The sequence below is a fragment of the Gibbsiella quercinecans genome, from assembly GCF_002291425.1.
In the GTDB taxonomy this organism is placed as follows: Bacteria; Pseudomonadota; Gammaproteobacteria; order Enterobacterales; family Enterobacteriaceae; genus Gibbsiella; species Gibbsiella quercinecans.
In genome coordinates, this window is record NZ_CP014136.1 from 4,518,124 (window position 1) to 4,535,383 (window position 17,260).

At 54.1% G+C, this 17,260-nt stretch carries 12 protein-coding genes; 7 read left to right on the forward strand and 5 right to left on the reverse strand.

The features are described from left to right. Window positions 1–52 precede the first annotated feature (52 nt). The 4 genes from pflA to ycaO all read right to left on the reverse strand — a co-directional run bounded on the left by pflA (window position 53) and on the right by ycaO (window position 6,611). On the reverse strand, window positions 53–793 hold the full coding sequence (pflA, locus tag ACN28Q_RS20600; protein ID WP_095848051.1) for a pyruvate formate lyase 1-activating protein: 741 nt from the start codon (window positions 791–793) through the stop codon (window positions 53–55). A gap of 400 nt (window positions 794–1,193) precedes the next feature. After that, the gene (gene pflB / locus ACN28Q_RS20605; protein WP_095848052.1) at window positions 1,194–3,476 is read right to left on the reverse strand and encodes a formate C-acetyltransferase; all 2,283 of its coding nucleotides are present in this window, start codon (window positions 3,474–3,476) and stop codon (window positions 1,194–1,196) included. 61 nt (window positions 3,477–3,537) lie between these two features. Further along, window positions 3,538–4,395, reverse strand: coding sequence for a formate transporter FocA (focA, locus tag ACN28Q_RS20610; protein ID WP_095848053.1), 858 nt, complete (start codon window positions 4,393–4,395; stop codon window positions 3,538–3,540). Window positions 4,396–4,847: 452 nt separating this feature from the next. Continuing rightward, window positions 4,848–6,611 carry a 30S ribosomal protein S12 methylthiotransferase accessory factor YcaO gene (ycaO, locus tag ACN28Q_RS20615; RefSeq protein WP_095849125.1) on the reverse strand — a complete coding sequence of 588 codons (1,764 nt, stop codon included), beginning with the start codon at window positions 6,609–6,611 and terminating at the stop codon, window positions 4,848–4,850. Between the two features lie 586 nt (window positions 6,612–7,197). Here ycaO and serC point away from each other — a divergent pair. Both serC and aroA read left to right on the forward strand, forming a co-directional pair. Next, entirely contained in the window at window positions 7,198–8,283 is a 1,086-nt protein-coding gene (serC, locus tag ACN28Q_RS20620; RefSeq protein ID WP_095848054.1) for a 3-phosphoserine/phosphohydroxythreonine transaminase, read from the forward strand. 108 nt (window positions 8,284–8,391) lie between these two features. Then, the gene (gene aroA, locus ACN28Q_RS20625) at window positions 8,392–9,678 is read left to right on the forward strand and encodes a 3-phosphoshikimate 1-carboxyvinyltransferase (protein WP_095848055.1); all 1,287 of its coding nucleotides are present in this window, start codon (window positions 8,392–8,394) and stop codon (window positions 9,676–9,678) included. Between the two features lie 150 nt (window positions 9,679–9,828). On the opposite strand, the gene ACN28Q_RS20630 is transcribed toward aroA, so the two are convergent. Next, window positions 9,829–10,017: a hypothetical protein gene (locus ACN28Q_RS20630; RefSeq protein WP_095848056.1), complete on the reverse strand. Its 189-nt coding sequence runs from the start codon at window positions 10,015–10,017 to the stop codon at window positions 9,829–9,831. 90 nt (window positions 10,018–10,107) lie between these two features. Here ACN28Q_RS20630 and gabP point away from each other — a divergent pair, with 90 nt between their 5' ends. The 5 genes from gabP to ACN28Q_RS20655 all read left to right on the forward strand — a co-directional run bounded on the left by gabP (window position 10,108) and on the right by ACN28Q_RS20655 (window position 17,241). Beyond that, window positions 10,108–11,508: a GABA permease gene (gene gabP, locus ACN28Q_RS20635; protein ID WP_095848057.1), complete on the forward strand. Its 1,401-nt coding sequence runs from the start codon at window positions 10,108–10,110 to the stop codon at window positions 11,506–11,508. Window positions 11,509–11,756: 248 nt separating this feature from the next. Then, window positions 11,757–12,446 carry a (d)CMP kinase gene (gene cmk, locus ACN28Q_RS20640; RefSeq protein WP_095848058.1) on the forward strand — a complete coding sequence of 230 codons (690 nt, stop codon included), beginning with the start codon at window positions 11,757–11,759 and terminating at the stop codon, window positions 12,444–12,446. 176 nt (window positions 12,447–12,622) lie between these two features. After that, complete coding sequence (rpsA, locus tag ACN28Q_RS20645) at window positions 12,623–14,296, forward strand: 30S ribosomal protein S1 (RefSeq protein ID WP_095848059.1); 1,674 nt, start codon at window positions 12,623–12,625, stop codon at window positions 14,294–14,296. A 62-nt stretch (window positions 14,297–14,358) separates the two neighbouring features. Continuing rightward, on the forward strand, window positions 14,359–14,643 hold the full coding sequence (gene ihfB, locus ACN28Q_RS20650) for an integration host factor subunit beta (protein ID WP_004928264.1): 285 nt from the start codon (window positions 14,359–14,361) through the stop codon (window positions 14,641–14,643). 273 nt (window positions 14,644–14,916) lie between these two features. Continuing rightward, window positions 14,917–17,241, forward strand: a complete 2,325-nt coding sequence (locus ACN28Q_RS20655) for a ComEC family protein (RefSeq protein ID WP_095848060.1) — start codon at window positions 14,917–14,919, stop codon at window positions 17,239–17,241. The last annotated feature ends 19 nt before the right edge of the window (window positions 17,242–17,260 follow it).

A 17,260-nucleotide genomic window follows, 5' to 3' on the forward strand; every position in this document is an offset into this window, starting at 1 on the left:
GCGGAATGAATATGGCCCCTTGCCATAAGGAAAGGGGCCAGGGCAGGGAAGGTTAGTAAATGACTTTATGCCCGTAACTTTCCAGGATGCCTTTTACGCGATCCATCGTCTCGGTTGTTGGTGGGTGCACGCCATCCAGCTTGTACTCTTCCCCCATGGCAATCCATTTGTGCTTGCCCAGTTCGTGGTAAGGCAGCAATTCGATTTTCTCTATGTTGCCCATGTCTTTTGTGAACTCACCCAGCATATGGGCGGACTTATCGTCGTCAGACCAGCCGGGCACCACCACGTAACGGATCCAGGTGCGCTGATTGCGTTTCGCCAGATAGCGGGCAAAGTCCAGCGTACGGTGGTTGGACACGCCGACCAGGTTCTGGTGAATATCATCGTTCATCTGTTTGAGATCGAGCATGACCAGATCGGTAGTGTCGAGCAGTTCATCAATGACCGGATCGTAACGGCGAACAAAGCCATTCGTATCCAGGCAGGTGTTGATGCCTTCTTTATGGCAGGCACGGAACCAGTCGCGGACAAATTCGGCCTGCAGGATGGCTTCGCCGCCGGATGCGGTAACGCCGCCGCCGGAGGCGTTCATAAAGTGGCGGTAGGATACGGTGTCTTTCATCAGGTCTTCCACGGTGACTTCCGTCCCGGCGTGGGTATCCCAGGTATCGCGGTTATGGCAATACAGGCAGCGCATCAGACAACCCTGGAAGAAAACGATAAAACGTATCCCGGGGCCATCAACCGTACCACAGGATTCAAAAGAGTGAATGCGACCTTTCACTGACATTGCGGGAATCTCTCCAATATGGGCTGTCAAACGCAGCCTCTAAAAACCGGCTTTATTGCGGGGAGCAGGGGGATGCGATGTGGCTGCCCACAGGGGGCAAGTGAAATCATTCCTGCTAACCGGCTATTATGCCGAATCACTGTTTTGCCGGACATCCATCAAGTATATACCTGTCGTACTGCAAGTTGCAGGCGCGTTGGCTTTATTACTCAGCCTGTCGGTTCGCGGCGGTAATCTGCCGGCGCTCCGTATATCCGCTACTTAAAGTTTTATGGCAATAGCTGCCTGGCAAAGCAGACTCATGCGAGTCAGGGATGTTAATTTGGTTGTTAAAAGGGCCGGAATAGACCGGCCCTGATTTACCAGGAAGCGGGCAGGGAAGTGCCCGCTCAACAGTACCTTACATGGTTTTGGTGAAGGTACGGGTGATAACGTCCTGTTGCTGTTCTTTGGTCAGCGAGTTGAAACGCACGGCGTAACCAGATACGCGGATGGTCAACTGAGGATATTTCTCAGGGTTTTCCATCGCATCCAGCAGCATTTCGCGGTTCATCACGTTAACGTTCAGGTGCTGGCCACCTTCGATAGCGGACTCATGGTGGAAGTAACCGTCCATCAGGCCTGCCAGGTTGGTTCTGCGCACATCTTCGTCTTTACCCAACGCATTAGGCACGATGGAGAAGGTGTAGGAGATACCGTCTTTCGCGTAGGCAAACGGCAGTTTAGCTACGGAAGTCAGGGAAGCCACAGCACCTTTCTGATCGCGGCCGTGCATTGGGTTGGCGCCAGGACCAAATGGCGCGCCAGCGCGGCGACCATCCGGGGTGTTACCGGTTTTCTTACCATAAACCACGTTAGAGGTAATGGTCAGTACAGACTGCGTTGGCACTGCGTTGCGGTAGGTGGTCAGTTTCTGAATTTTCTTCATGAAACGTTCAACCAGATCGCAGGCGATGTCATCAACGCGCGGATCGTTGTTACCGAACTGTGGATATTCGCCTTCAATTTTAAAGTCTACCGCCAGGCCGTCTTCGTCACGGATGGTGGAAACTTTCGCGTATTTGATGGCGGACAGGGAGTCGGCAGCCACAGACAGGCCGGCGATACCACAGGCCATGGTGCGGTAAACGTCGCGATCGTGCAGCGCCATCAGTGATGCTTCGTAGCTGTATTTATCATGCATGTAGTGGATGATGTTCAGCGCGGTCACATACTGTTTGGCCAGCCAATCCATAAAGTGATCCATGCGTTCCATGACTTTGTCATAGTCCAGCACTGCATCCATCATTGGCGCTTCTTTCGGGCCAACCTGCATTTTCATTTTTTCGTCAACGCCGCCGTTGATGGCGTAAAGCATGGTTTTCGCCAGGTTAGCGCGCGCGCCGAAGAACTGCATTTGTTTACCCACAACCATTGGGCTGACGCAACAGGCGATGGCGTAGTCATCGTTGTTGAAGTCTGGGCGCATCAGGTCGTCGTTTTCGTACTGAACGGAAGAAGTATCGATGGACACTTTCGCCGCGAATTTCTTGAAGTTCAGTGGCAGTTTTTCAGACCACAGGATGGTCATGTTCGGTTCCGGAGACGGCCCCATGGTGTACAGGGTGTTCAGGAAACGGAAGCTGTTTTTGGTGACCAGGGTACGGCCGTCAACGCCCATACCGCCCAGTGATTCGGTGGCCCAGATTGGGTCGCCGGAGAACAGCTCATCATATTCCGGCGTACGCAGGAAACGAACCATACGCAGTTTCATGACCAGGTGGTCGATCAGTTCCTGAGCCTGTTCTTCACTCAGCTTGCCTGCCTTGATATCACGTTCAAAGTAAACGTCGAGGAAGGTAGACACGCGGCCGAAGGACATTGCAGCGCCGTTCTGCGATTTAACCGCAGCCAGATAGCCGAAGTAGGTCCACTGCACGGCTTCCTGAGCGGTGGTCGCTGGGCCTGAAATGTCGCAGCCGTATTTGGCAGCCATTTCTTTGATGTGGCCCAGAGCACGGTGCTGGTCGGCGATTTCTTCACGCAGGCGGATGGTGGCTTCCAGATCTTCGCCATTTTCCAGTTTGCTTTGCAGCGAAGTGAATTGGCTAAACTTCTCTTGCATCAGGTAGTCGATACCGTACAGCGCAACGCGACGGTAGTCACCGATAATACGGCCACGGCCGTAAGCATCTGGCAGGCCGGTCAGCACGCCGGATTTACGACAACGCAGAATGTTCGGCGTGTAAACGTCGAATACGCCCTGGTTGTGGGTTTTACGGTATTCGGTGAAGACTTTTTTCAGCTGTGGATCCAGCTCACGATCGTATGCCTTGCAGGAGCTTTCGATCATTTTGATGCCGCCGAATGGGATCAGCGCGCGTTTCAGTGGGGCTTCAGTCTGCAGACCAACCACGGTTTCCAGATCTTTACTGATGTAGCCGGCATCGTGAGAAGTAATGGTAGAAGCGAGGCTGGTATCGAAATCAACTGGCGCATGGGTGCGGTTTTCCAGTTTGATCCCTTCCATGACTTTGTCCCACAAAGTGGTGGTGGCCTGAGTTGCGCCAGCCAGGAAGGATTCATCACCTTCATAAGGCGTATAGTTTTTCTGGATGAAGTCACGAACGTTGACTTCATTCTGCCAGTCGCCTTTGCTGAAACCTTCCCAGGCTTTGGCTAACTTCTCGTTAAGTTCGGTCATTGTACACCTACCTTCTAATGTGGATTTCTTTGTAAACCCGTCGCTGCGGTCATAACACAGTTTAGTGCTGTTGTGCGCCGCGCAGATAAATTACCCAGTAAGTCAGCCCAACCAGCAGGCCGCCGCCGATGATGTTGCCAATGGTGACGGGGATCAAATTATCAATGATAAAGTTGCTTACGGTCAGGTGAGCGAACTGCTCTGGTGTTGCCCCTACGGCTTGCCAAAATTCAGGCGTGGCGAAGTCTTTAACCACAATACCCATAGGGATCATAAACATATTTGCGATGCTGTGTTCGAAGCCGCTGGCAACAAACATGGCTACCGGAAGGATCATGGCGAACATCTTGTCCATTAGCGTGCGGCCGGAATAGCTCATCCAGATTGCCAGGCACACCATCAGGTTAGCCAGGATACCAAGGCAGACCGCTTCGATGAATGTGTGGTGAACCTTGTGGTCTGCTGTTTGCAACACATTCAGCCCCCACTGGCCGTTTGCCACCATATATTCGCCGGAGAACCAGATTAAAGCGACGAAGAACAGCGCGCCGATCAGATTACCAATATAGACATTGATCCAGTTGGCTGCCAGTTGGCGCCAGGTAATGCGCCCACTGGCCTTGGCGATGACGGTTAATACCGTTGAGGTAAACAGATCGGCACCGCATACCACTACCAGCATCAGCCCCATCGAGAAGCAGATACCGCCGACCAGTTTTGCCAGGCCGAAGGGTACGCCGGCGGTGCCGGTAGTTGCTGTGATATAGAACACAAATGCGATGGAAATGAATACGCCGGCATTAATCGCCAAATAAAAAGTTTTTAGCGGGTGCTTGGTAGCTTTATAAACGCCTGCATCTTCGGCGACTTTCGCCATTGCGGCAGGTAATAACAGGTCAAAGGTGTTGTCAGCTTTCACACCAACTCTCGCTCTAAAGGGTTAAAACAACGCAATGAGATACTAGCAAAGCAGTATAGGGTAAAAATTGATTTGGATCATAACGCAAGGAAGTAAAGAGGCCTAAAACCGTAAAAAAACTACGGGTAATAGTGGTATTTTATTGATTTTAAATGGAAAAATATTTTTTAATCTTTACGTAAAATTTTGAAAATGTGACGTTGTAGCCATTTTTGCGGATAAAACACTGCTGATTTTATCGCTTTTCGGAAATTAAACTTTCATCATCGTTTAATTATTAATTTACCAATGTGCAACAATTAATTGGCGAACGGGTAAGAATGCCGGTAACTGCTTGTTTAATTAAGAAAATAAAAAAGACGCGCTAAATTCGGCAATACCTAAATTTAATTAATGTATTTGAACTTCTGGCTAAATAGCGCCGGCGTAAAACCGGCGCTGAAGGCAATGGCTTATGCCTGCGCCCAATAACGGCGTTTTGCCTGCTGCAGTTTTTCATAGGCAGCCAGCAGCGCCTGATGGGCTGGCAGGGCCTGTAAATCGCTATCAATGGCGAATAATCCGTTGAAACACGCCTCGCCGCTGATGGCCGCTGACGCTGTGTCTACCGCCTCCTGGCCATACATTTTGACAAACGCATGATAATATTGCGCGCTGTCGCGCTCGTCTTCCATTGCCAACAGCAGCAGCGTCTGTAAGCAACGGTAATAGTTAGCGCGTGCTGGCGTAAATACCGACGCGTTGAAATCCTGCGTCCATTCAACCCAGGCCAGCGCCTGTTCCAGATCGCCGCCGGCCAGAGCCAGCATCGCTTTGAGTTCACCCACGCGCAGCGTATGCCAGCCGTTATCTTTGCCCGGCGCGATGCCCAGCAATTCACGGACGCGGGTGAAATCATCCAGGCCTTCGTCATCCAGGCGCTGAATCAACGCCAGATACTCTGGCGCCTGCCACTCACTGCCCGGCAACTGCAGCAGGGTTTCACGCAGGCGCGCCCCCATGCTGTTGTTGGCCAACAGTAAATCTTCCGCAGGGTAAATGTCCGACATACCGGGAACGATAATGCGGCAGGCGTATACGCCCAAATGTTGGTAATCAGCAATGTACACCTCGGCCCCTTCCTGATCGAAGATGCCCATCAGGGTGGCGAACTCTTGTTCCGTGCTGCCGCTGAACGTCCAGTCAACGAAGGGATAATCGGCATCCTGCTTGAACATGTCCCAGGAGATCAGGCCGCTGGAGTCGATAAAGTGGGTTTCCAGGTTGGCATGTTCAGCCACTTCCTCATCATCGAAGGTCGGGGCGGTAAACACGTCCAGATCTTTCAGACTACGGCCCTGCAGCAGTTCGGTGACGGTACGCTCCAATGCCACACCGAAATCCGGGTGTGCGCCAAACGACGCAAAGCAGGTACCGTTGGTTGGGTTAAACAGCACCACGCAGATGACCGGGTATTTGCCGCCTAAAGAGGCGTCATACGCCAGAATCGGGAAGCCTTCTTCTTCCAGCCGGGCAATGGCTTCGACCACGCCAGGGTAGCGGTTCAGTACCTCGGCAGGAATTTCCGGCAGGCTGATGGATTCGGCGATGATGCGGTTCTTCACATAGCGTTCGAAGACTTCCGACAAACCCTGCACGCGCGCTTCATTGGCGGTGTTGCCCGCAGACATGCCGTTGGAAACGTACAGGTTGCCAATGATATTCATTGGGATATACACGGTTTGCCGATCGGATTGGCGGGTGAACGGCAGGGCGCAGATCCCGCGTTCAACATTGCCGGACTGCAGATCGACCAGATCGCTGGCGCGCAGTTCTTGCTCCGGATCGTAGAATGCCTGTAACCGTTCATCAAGGATGCCGGCCGGCAGCGTTTCATCGGCCGGAATCGGGAACCATTTTTCATTGGGGTAGTGCACGAAATCGCCTTCGGCGATGCGTTTGCCCAAATAGAAATCGGCGAAGAAATAGTTGGTGGACAGGCGCTCAAAGTACTCGCCCAGCGCCGAGGCCAGCGCGGCTTTTTTACTGGCGCCTTTGCCGTTGGTAAAGCACAGTGGGCAGTCGCGATCGCGGATGTGCACCGACCATACGTGCGGCACTGGGTTAAGCCAGGAGGCTTCTTCAATATTAAAACCCAGATCGATGAGTTTTTGTTGGAAACGGGCTATGGAGTCTTCCAGCGCGGCGTCTTTACCTGGGATAAAAGTTTGCGTCATGGCCTTCACTATTTTGAGCGGACGGAAACCCACCATAATACGGGCTTTTAACCTTAAGCTCCATGTATTCCGCCAGGCGGATTAAAACCCTAAAAAATGTGAGTGTAATAATTGTGAATCAATGGGTTAGCTCTGCGGGAACATCAACGCGCGTGGCATACGCCGCGTCTAGCGCCATATTGCCAGGCGGCTCTTCCCGCCGTGCGTTTACACGCTAAATTATTCAGCAGTAGGGCTGTCGCGGCGGCGTGGCGGAATACAGCATAAAAAACCAGGCTAACCGATTGAATCATCCAGCTTCATCGCTTTCTGTGGTAAAAAATGCGGCCATACCGGCAATGCCTGCTGGGGCGTGCGCCTGGCATGCTCTGCCTGGGGGCGAATAAGCATTGCAGCCGTATGGCGCGAGTGATAAAACCGTCAGACGTGTTTTCAACATAATGAAGCGGTGTTTTGCCATTGAGCGCGATCGCTGTGGGTTGCCCTTGGGGAGCCGGCGCCCGACCAATTGCGAGACATCGTCTGGTTTCGGGCGTATTATCTAAGCCAGAACCATTGGCAAAAATAGTGAATGTGGTGAGGGGAAATGACTCAGGTTTATAATTTTAGTTCTGGCCCGGCGATGTTGCCGGTAGAAGTATTGCGTCGTGCGGAACAGGAGCTGTGCAACTGGCATGGCCTTGGTACTTCGGTAATGGAGATCAGCCACCGCAGTAAGGAATTTCTCGCCGTTGCTGAGCAATCGGAACAGGATCTGCGCGATCTGCTGAAAGTCCCTGACAACTACAAGGTGCTGTTTTGCCATGGTGGCGCCCGCGCGCAGTTTGCCGCGCTGCCGTTAAACCTGCTGGGCGATAAAACCAGCGCTGACTACATTGACGGCGGTTACTGGGCCCACAGCGCGATTAAAGAAGCGCAAAAATATTGCACGCCGAACGTTATCGACGTCCAAACCACCGTCGGCGGGCTGCGAGCGATCAAACCGATGAGCGAATGGCAACTGAGCGCCGATGCCGCTTATGTTCACTACTGCCCGAACGAAACCATCGACGGCGTGGCTATCGATGAGACCCCGGATTTCGCTGACAGCGTCGTGATTGGCGACTTCTCCTCCACCATCCTTTCCCGCCCGATAGACGTGAGCCGTTTTGGCGTTATCTATGCCGGCGCGCAGAAAAATGTCGGCCCGGCGGGGCTGACGCTGGCGATTGTCCGTGAAGATCTGCTGGGCAACGCGCGCAAGGAAGTCCCTTCGATTCTTGATTACACCGTTCTGGCCGAAAACGGCTCCATGTTTAACACCCCGCCGACCTTTGCCTGGTATCTTTCCGGCCTGGTGTTTAAATGGCTGAAAGAGCAAGGCGGGCTGGTGGAAATGGAAAAACGCAACCAGGCCAAGGCCGAACTGCTGTATGGCACCATTGACAGCTCCGATTTCTATCGCAACCAGGTGGCGCCGGCTAACCGTTCCAAAATGAACGTGCCGTTCCAACTGGCCGATGCCGCGCTGGATAAAGTGTTCCTCAGCGAAGCCGAAGCGGCGGGCCTGCAGGCGCTGAAAGGGCACCGCGTGGTAGGCGGCATGCGCGCCTCCATCTATAACGCCATGCCGCTGGCCGGCGTTCAGGCGCTGACCGACTTTATGGTTGATTTCGAGCGCCGCCACGGTTAATTGTGTTAGCCCAATCCCCGGTGGGCGGGCTGTTGTTCCTGTATGTTAAAGCGGCCCCGGTTTTGCCCGGGGCCGTTTCGTTTATCAGATTTGGAGAGTGTGGTTTACATGGCTGATTCCCTGACGTTACAACCGGTTGCTTTGGTCGATGGCACCGTCAACTTACCTGGCTCGAAGAGCGTATCCAACCGGGCGCTGTTGCTATCGGCCTTTGCCGAAGGGACCACGACGCTGACTAACCTGTTGGACAGTGATGACGTGCGCCATATGCTTAATGCGCTGCAGGCGTTGGGGGTGTCTTACCAACTCTCTGACGATCGTACGACCTGTAGCGTGACCGGCGTGGCGGGGCCGTTGCAGGCCAAACAGCCGTTGGAACTGTTCCTGGGCAACGCCGGCACCGCCATGCGCCCGCTGGCAGCGGCCTTGTGCCTGGGGCACGGCGATGTGGTGCTGACGGGGGAACCCCGGATGAAGGAGCGGCCGATTGGCCACCTGGTGGATGCCCTGCGCCAGGGGGGCGCGGTTATCGATTATCTGGAGCAGAGCGGTTATCCGCCGCTGCGCCTGCGCGGCGGTTTCCGTGGCGGTGACGTCAGCGTTGACGGCAGTGTCTCCAGCCAGTTCCTGACGGCGTTGTTGATGACTGCGCCGCTGGCGGAACAAGATACCCACATCCATATCAAAGGCGAGTTGGTTTCCAAACCCTACATTGATATCACGCTGCACCTGATGGCAACCTTCGGCGTTGCGGTCAGCCACGAGAACTACCGTGTGTTTCATATCCGCGGGCAGCAAACCTACCGTTCCCCGGGGGAGTATCTGGTGGAAGGCGATGCTTCCTCCGCCTCTTATTTCCTGGCTGCGGGAGCCATTCGGGGCGGCACCGTGCGCGTTACCGGCATTGGTAAGAACAGCGTGCAGGGCGACACCCAATTTGCTCACGTGCTGGAAAAAATGGGCGCGAAGATCGTTTGGGGCGAGGATTTTATTGAGTGCACTCACGGTAGCCTAAAAGGCATCGATATGGACATGAACCATATCCCTGACGCAGCAATGACCATTGCCACCACCGCCCTGTTTGCCGAAGGGCCGACCACTATCCGCAACATTTACAACTGGCGTGTGAAAGAGACCGATCGTCTGGCGGCGATGGCGATCGAACTGCGCAAAGTCGGCGCGGAAGTAGAAGAGGGCGAGGATTTTATCCGCGTGGTGCCGCCGGCCAAGCTGAGCGCAGCCGAAATCGGTACCTACAACGATCACCGTATGGCGATGTGCTTCTCACTGGTGGCGCTGTCTGATACGCCAGTGACAATCCTCGATCCGAAATGTACCGCGAAAACCTTCCCAGACTATTTTGAGCAGTTAATCCGTATTAGCCAATTGGCATAATTGCCGCACCTGGTATTAACCCCCTGTCGGCCTTTGGCTGGCAGGGGGTTTTGCTTTTTGGCGATACGGGGACATATGTTTCCCTTATAAGTGCTGGGCCAAAACGATGGCTGCTAAATTAAGCAAGGTAATGGCATATAACGATATTTATCATTTTATGTTTATCAGTTTTAACTGTACCGATATGCACTGTTTTTGTGCCCGTTGATGGTGCATGGCTGCGGTATGGCGCATTTTACGCCCCAGCCAGGCTGGATAAAAAACAAACGCCTTACAAATCATCTTGTTGTTATCACTGAAACCTGCAACCCCACGTGCACCGGCCGTTTTTTGTGGCATGGAATTTGCTCTGTTTATCTTATGGCGGCTTTATTAATGAGTGAAAAACATAAGCCGGAGTAAATGATGTCAGAGCGGGATGGGGTACTAATGAGTAATAGCGTTAATGGGAATCACCTCCAGCAAGGACTGAAACCACGGCATGTTACGATGCTGTCAATCGCCGGGGTTATTGGAGCAGGGCTGTTTGTCGGCTCATCACATGCTATCGCTGAAGCCGGGCCGGCGGTGTTGCTGGCTTATGCGGCGGCGGGGGCTTTGGTTGTGCTGGTTATGCGTATGCTGGCGGAAATGGCGATTGCCTCACCGGATACCGGATCGTTTTCAACCTACGCCGAAAAAGCGATCGGTCGCTGGGCCGGCTTTACCATCGGCTGGTTGTACTGGTGGTTTTGGGTGTTGGTTATTCCACTGGAAGCGAACGCGGCGGCGACGATTTTGCACGCTTGGTTTCCCGGCATCGCTATCTGGGTATTTACTTTGGTGATAACGCTGTTGCTCACCGCCACCAACCTGTTCAGCGTGAAAAACTACGGTGAGTTTGAGTTCTGGTTCGCCTTGCTGAAGGTGGCGGCCATCGTCGGTTTTATCGCGCTCGGGCTGCTGGCGATTTTTGGTCTACTGCCAGGTAGCAGCGTGAGCGGCATCTCTCACCTCTATGATACCCATGGTTTTATGCCCAACGGCTTTGGCGCCGTGCTGGCGGCGATACTGACCACGATGTTTTCCTTTATGGGGACGGAAATTGTGACTATCGCTGCGGCCGAATCGAAAAACCCGGGGCGGGAAATAACTAAGGCCACCAACTCGGTGATCTGGCGTATTGGCCTGTTCTATCTGCTTTCCATTTTCATCGTGCTGGCTCTGGTTCCCTGGAATGACAGCAGTCTGCCAAGCGTTGGCTCTTATCAAACGGTGCTTGAGCGAATGGGTATCCCCCATGCGAAACTGATTGTGGATATTGTGGTGTTGGTAGCCGTGACCAGTTGCCTGAACTCCGCACTTTATACCTCGTCGCGCATGCTGTTTTCCCTTGGCGCCCGCGGCGATGCGCCGGCCGTGTGCAAGCGCACTAACCGCGCGGGCACACCGTACTGTGCAGTATTGATGTCGACTATCGCGGCGTTTCTGGCCGTCTTCGCCAACTACATTGCGCCAGCCGAGGTGTTCAGCTTCCTGCTGGCCAGCTCGGGGGCAATTGCGTTACTGGTTTACCTGGTGATTTCCATCGCGCACCTGCGCATGCGCCGCCAGCGGGAAGCACAGGGCGAGGCCATTACCTTTAAAATGTGGTTGTTCCCGGGGCTGACCTATCTGGTGATCGCATTTATCGTGGCGGTATTGGCGATCATGTTCATCATGCCGGCGCATCGGATGGAGATCGTGGCGACCGGCGTGCTTAGCCTGGGCGTGATTGCTGTCGGTATCGTGGTCCAGGGCAGGAAAAAGAGCGCCAGCCGGCGGCGTGATGTGCTGATGGACAGTTATTGAGCGCGGCGCAGCGGGCAATCGCTATCTTTGCGTTAAACAGGCCGCCTCGTGCGGCCTGTGCTTTTGGTGGCGCCTTTGCCGCCGTGCGTTAATGCGCGCCAGCGCTTATTTTTAATAACCAGACGGTTCCAGGGTAACAGTTCCCGTTATGGCTAGGTATAATATGCCCCGAACCTGCCCGACAATGGCGCAGGCCAGCAGGGGAGCCGCCAGGCCCCTTGCACGGTTTTTACCTGAAGGAGAAGAAAATGACGGCTATAGCCCCGGTGATAACCGTTGATGGGCCAAGTGGTGCAGGCAAGGGCACGCTGTGCAAAGCGTTGGCCGAGTCCCTTGGTTGGCGTTTGCTGGATTCCGGCGCGATTTATCGCGTGTTGGCGCTGGCCGCTTTGCACCACCAGGTCGATATCGCTTCAGAAGAAGCGCTGGTGCCGTTGGCAGCACATCTTGACGTCCGTTTTATTGCCCAGGACGGCAGGCTACAGGTCATTTTAGAAGGTGAGGACGTCAGTAATGAGATCCGCACTGAAACCGTTGGCAACACGGCATCGCAGGCCGCTGCTTTCCCACGCGTGCGTGAAGCGCTGCTGCGCCGCCAGCGCGCGTTCCGCGAAGCGCCCGGCCTGATTGCCGATGGCCGCGATATGGGCACGGTGGTGTTCCCGGACGCGCCGGTGAAAATTTTCCTTGACGCCAGCGCGGAAGAACGTGCGCAGCGGCGCATGCTGCAGTTGCAAGAAAAAGGCTTTAATGTTAACTTCGAACGTCTTTTAGCCGAGATAAAGGAACGGGATACTCGCGACCGCAACAGGCCTGTCGCACCTCTGGTGCCAGCCCCTGAAGCGCTTATACTGGATTCAACCAGTATGTCGATCGACGAGGTCATCCAACGTGCGTTGGTACATGCGCAAACCATTTTGGCGTTGCCGCAGCAATAGCTCGGCGGCGTAATTTGGTTTTGTTAGCGTATTGTCATAGCACTATTCTGATATATTGGGTAAAATTTACCGCTATTAGTAACCTTGCCGGCATGGAGCAAAGGCAGGGATGTGAAACAACCCCATTCGGCATGAAGCTAAATGGACGTTAAACTAAAGAACCCTGAAGATTAAACATGACTGAATCTTTCGCTCAACTCTTTGAAGAATCCTTAAAAGAAATCGAAACCCGCCCGGGTTCCATCGTTCGTGGCGTTGTTGTTGCTATCGATAAAGACGTAGTACTGGTTGATGCCGGTCTGAAATCTGAATCCGCCATTCCGGCAGAGCAATTCAAAAATGCCCAGGGCGAACTGGAAATCCAGGTTGGCGACGAAGTTGACGTTGCTCTGGACGCTGTTGAAGACGGCTTCGGTGAAACTCTGCTGTCCCGTGAAAAAGCTAAGCGTCACGAAGCTTGGATCACGCTGGAAAAAGCATACGAAGACGCTGAGACTGTTGTCGGTGTGATCAACGGCAAAGTGAAGGGTGGCTTCACTGTCGAGCTGAACGGCATCCGTGCGTTCCTGCCAGGTTCCCTGGTTGACGTGCGCCCAGTACGCGACACCCTGCATCTGGAAGGCAAAGAGCTTGAGTTCAAAGTCATCAAGCTGGATCAGAAACGCAACAACGTTGTTGTTTCTCGCCGTGCCGTCATCGAATCCGAAAACAGCGCAGAGCGCGATCAACTGCTGGAAAACCTGCAGGAAGGCATGGAAGTTAAAGGTATCGTTAAGAACCTCACTGACTACGGTGCATTCGTTGATCTGGGCGGCGTAGATGGCCTGCTGCACATCACTGATATGGCTTGGAAACGCGTTAAGCACCCAAGCGAAATCGTCAATGTTGGTGATGAAATCACTGTTAAAGTTCTGAAGTTCGACCGCGAACGTACGCGTGTTTCCCTGGGCCTGAAACAACTGGGCGAAGATCCATGGGTTGCTATCGCGAAACGTTACCCAGAAGGCACCAAGCTGACTGGCCGCGTGACCAACCTGACTGATTACGGCTGCTTCGTAGAAATCGAAGAAGGCGTTGAAGGTCTGGTACACGTTTCCGAAATGGATTGGACCAACAAAAACATCCATCCGTCCAAAGTGGTTAACGTGGGCGACGTTGTGGAAGTTATGGTTCTGGACATCGACGAAGAACGTCGTCGTATCTCCCTGGGCCTGAAACAATGCAAATCCAACCCATGGCAGCAATTTGCTGAAACCCACAACAAGGGCGACCGCGTTGAAGGTAAAATCAAGTCTATCACTGACTTCGGTATCTTCATCGGCCTGGACGGCGGCATCGACGGCCTGGTTCACCTGTCTGACATCTCCTGGAACGTTGCAGGCGAAGAAGCAGTTCGTGAATACAAGAAAGGCGACGAAATCGCAGCGGTTGTTCTGCAGGTTGACGCAGAGCGCGAACGTATCTCTCTGGGCGTGAAACAACTGGCTGAAGACCCGTTCAATAACTACCTGTCTCTGAACAAGAAAGGTTCTATTGTTACTGGTAAAGTCACCGCTGTTGACGCTAAAGGTGCTACAGTTGAATTGGCAGGCGGCGTAGAAGGTTACCTGCGTGCATCTGAAGCCTCTCGCGACCGCATTGAAGACGCAACTCTGGTTCTGAGCGTTGGTGATGACGTTGAAGCTAAATTCACCGGTGTTGATCGTAAGAACCGCGTTGTAAGCCTGTCCGTACGTGCTAAGGACGAAGCTGACGAGAAAGACGCTATCGCGACTGTTAACAACAAACAGGAAGACGGTAACTTCTCTAACGCTATGGCTGAAGCTTTCAAAGCGGCTAAAGGCGAGTAATGACGGGGGGCGGTTTCTGGCCGCCCCGATACGGTAGTTTAGCTGAAAAGCTTGGAGGAACTATGACCAAGTCTGAACTTATTGAAAGACTGGCTGGCCAGCAATCTCATATTCCGGCTAAGGCCGTTGAGGATGCCGTGAAGGAAATGCTTGAGCACATGGCTGCAACGTTAGCCGAGGGTGAACGCATCGAAATCCGCGGATTCGGCAGTTTTTCTCTTCACTACCGTGCTCCGCGCGTTGGGCGTAACCCGAAAACCGGTGACAAGGTTGAGTTGGACGGTAAATACGTGCCTCACTTCAAACCGGGTAAAGAGTTGCGTGACCGTGCCAATATCTATGGTTAATCCATAGAGTTGTTGCTTGTAACGAATACAAAACGGTGCCTGATGGCGCCGTTTTTCTTTTTTTAATTCCCCCGCAGTTATTATTTCCACGGTGATTGCGCTGCATTGAGACGCGCAGCCAACGCTGCCCAAGTGTCGCCGTTGCAAACCTACCTTCCACTCACATGTTCTTTTTTGTGCGAAAACGCGCAGTGCGGTTGCCCCGTTTCATTGCTTGCTGCAAACCTCTGCGCTCCGCATTCAGCGTTTGCCATTTGTGGCTGGTTAGCATTCATGCCTGGCGCTATATCTGTGTGCGAACACCAGAACACGCCAGGGAGACGGCATATCAAAACCTCGGTCGATATCGCAGCCATCGGGGTGGCTGCCGGCACATTTCCATTATTGCTGCTACCGCAGCTTCCTCCCTGGCCATGGCTAATGATTATTGCCGCTATCGCGCTGCTGTTGTGGCGGCAAACGCGGAACTCCGTCTGCCAGGCAATGTGCTGGCTGTTATGCGGTTTCTTAGTGGCGAGCGGTAGCGCCCGCGTATTGGTGGGGCAGATCACCGCACTAATTGGCGCACCGCAAAATATTATCGCCACGGTAAGTAGTATCCGCCTGCAGGATGAAGCGCCTGGCCGGGTGATTTTTCGTATCGAACAGGTTGATGGGCGTTGGCTGTTGCCGGCGCTTTACTTCAGTGCCGGCTGGCAGCAGGAGATCCCCTGTGCAGGCCAACGCTGGCGGTTGCAGGTTCGTTTGCGCCCGGTACACGCCATTCTCAATCAGGGTGGGTTTGACAGCCAGCGTTGGGCACTGGCGCAGCGGCAACCACTTACCGGGCGGATAACCCAGGCGGCGCTGCTGGATCCCCGTTGTAACCTGCGCCAGCGCATTATCCATCATGCGGAACAGAATATTCCCGCCGTGAATTATAAATCGGTGTTGCTGGCGCTGGCCTTTGGCGAGCGAACGTCGCTGGAGAAGGCGTTGCGTACGCTAATGCTGAAAACCGGCATTGCCCACCTGATGGCGATTTCCGGGCTGCATGTGGCGATGGCGGCGATCCTGGTTTGGTTATTACTGCGCGGCGTGCAGTTTTTTTTTCCACCCTATTGGATTGGCTACCGCTTCCCGTTAGTCGTGAGCTGGTTTTTCACTGTGATTTATGTCTGGTTGGCCGGCGGCCAGCCGCCTGCAGTGCGCACCGGGGTGGCACTGACCCTGTGGATGTTGTTGCGCATTGGCGGCGTGCAGTGTTCCTCGTGGCAGGTTTGGCTATGGTGCGTCAGTTTAATCCTGTTGTGCGATCCGTTGGCCGTGCTGTCAGACAGCTTTTGGCTATCCGTTATGGCGGTAGCCTCATTGATCTTCTGGTTTGACTGGGTGCCGCTAAGCGAGCGTGTACGCACCACCTGGTTTTGGGCGCCGGTACGCTGGCTGCACCTGCAGTTAGGTATTACGTTACTGCTGGTTCCCATGCAAGCCGGGTTGTTTCTGGGGATGACGCTAACCTCGTTGCCGGCCAACCTGTGGGCTGTGCCGCTGGTTTCCTTTTTGACCGTACCGTTGATTTTGCTGGCTATTGTTTTGGGCGCACTCCCCACCGTCAGCGCTGCACTGTGGTGGCTGGCCGATCAAACGCTGCTGTGGGTGTTTATCCCGCTAGGCTATTTGCAGCGGGGCTGGGTTGAGCTTGGCGCCTCATCTTTGCTTATCAGTCTGGCGGGGTGGTTGCTGGTGGTCTGTTGGCGTTTCAACGGCTGGTGGCATTATGCCGGCGGGATCGCGGCCTTGGCCCTGTGCGGCTTCTTGTGGCGTGAACGCCCCGATCCCTACCGTTGGCGTGTGGATATGCTGGATGTTGGGCACGGCCTGGCCGTCGTGATTTCCGCCCAGGGGAAAGCGGTGGTGTTTGATAGCGGCGGGCAGTGGCAGAGCGGCAATGCGGCGGAGCGCTATATTCTGCCGTTTCTCACTTGGCGTAGCCTGGCTGTTGAGCAGATCATCATCAGCCACAATCATCTCGATCATACCGGCGGGCTGGCAACGTTGCGGCAGGCATTCCCACAGGCCAGCGTGCGCAGCCCACAACTCGGCGCTGGCCATCTGCCCTGCATGGTCGGTGTGCACTGGCAATGGCAAACTCTAGATTTTCGCGTTTTAGGGCCTGGCAAGCTGGTGGCCGATGCGGGTAACAACGACTCCTGTATCGTCCGGGTGAGTGATGGGCAATACAGCGTTTTGCTGACGGGCGATGTCGAGCTGAAAGGGGAGGCGCTGCTATTACAACAGCAGCGGCATTTATTGCCGGCAACGGTGCTGCAGGTGCCGCACCATGGCAGCAAAACCTCGTCTTCTTCGCCGTTTATTCGCGCAGTGGCGCCCAAAGCCGCGTTGGCTTCGGCTTCGCGCTATAACAGATGGCGTTTCCCTGCAGAGAAAATTGTTACCAGATATGTGGGCTATCAGGCGGATTGGCATGATACAGCCCGCTCTGGGCAACTGAGCGTCTTTTTCTTCGACAAAGATTGGCAGATTCAAGGCTTTCGCGAGCAATTAGTGCCCCGTTGGTATCATCGGTGGTTTGGTGTTATGGAGGATAATGAGTAAAATGAGCCGCTATTTCTTC

What these genes read in the sequence shown, in the direction of transcription:
- pflA (WP_095848051.1), bottom strand. Translation starts at nt 793, where the DNA reads ATGTCAGTGAAAGGTCGCATTCACTCTTTTGAATCCTGTGGTACGGTT.
- pflB (WP_095848052.1), bottom strand. Translation starts at nt 3,476, where the DNA reads ATGACCGAACTTAACGAGAAGTTAGCCAAAGCCTGGGAAGGTTTCAGC.
- ycaO (WP_095849125.1), bottom strand. Translation starts at nt 6,611, where the DNA reads ATGACGCAAACTTTTATCCCAGGTAAAGACGCCGCGCTGGAAGACTCC.
- serC (WP_095848054.1), top strand. Translation starts at nt 7,198, where the DNA reads ATGACTCAGGTTTATAATTTTAGTTCTGGCCCGGCGATGTTGCCGGTA.
- aroA (WP_095848055.1), top strand. Translation starts at nt 8,392, where the DNA reads ATGGCTGATTCCCTGACGTTACAACCGGTTGCTTTGGTCGATGGCACC.
- ACN28Q_RS20630 (WP_095848056.1), bottom strand. Translation starts at nt 10,017, where the DNA reads ATGCCACAAAAAACGGCCGGTGCACGTGGGGTTGCAGGTTTCAGTGAT.
- gabP (WP_095848057.1), top strand. Translation starts at nt 10,108, where the DNA reads ATGAGTAATAGCGTTAATGGGAATCACCTCCAGCAAGGACTGAAACCA.
- cmk (WP_095848058.1), top strand. Translation starts at nt 11,757, where the DNA reads ATGACGGCTATAGCCCCGGTGATAACCGTTGATGGGCCAAGTGGTGCA.
- rpsA (WP_095848059.1), top strand. Translation starts at nt 12,623, where the DNA reads ATGACTGAATCTTTCGCTCAACTCTTTGAAGAATCCTTAAAAGAAATC.
- ihfB (WP_004928264.1), top strand. Translation starts at nt 14,359, where the DNA reads ATGACCAAGTCTGAACTTATTGAAAGACTGGCTGGCCAGCAATCTCAT.
- ACN28Q_RS20655 (WP_095848060.1), top strand. Translation starts at nt 14,917, where the DNA reads ATGCCTGGCGCTATATCTGTGTGCGAACACCAGAACACGCCAGGGAGA.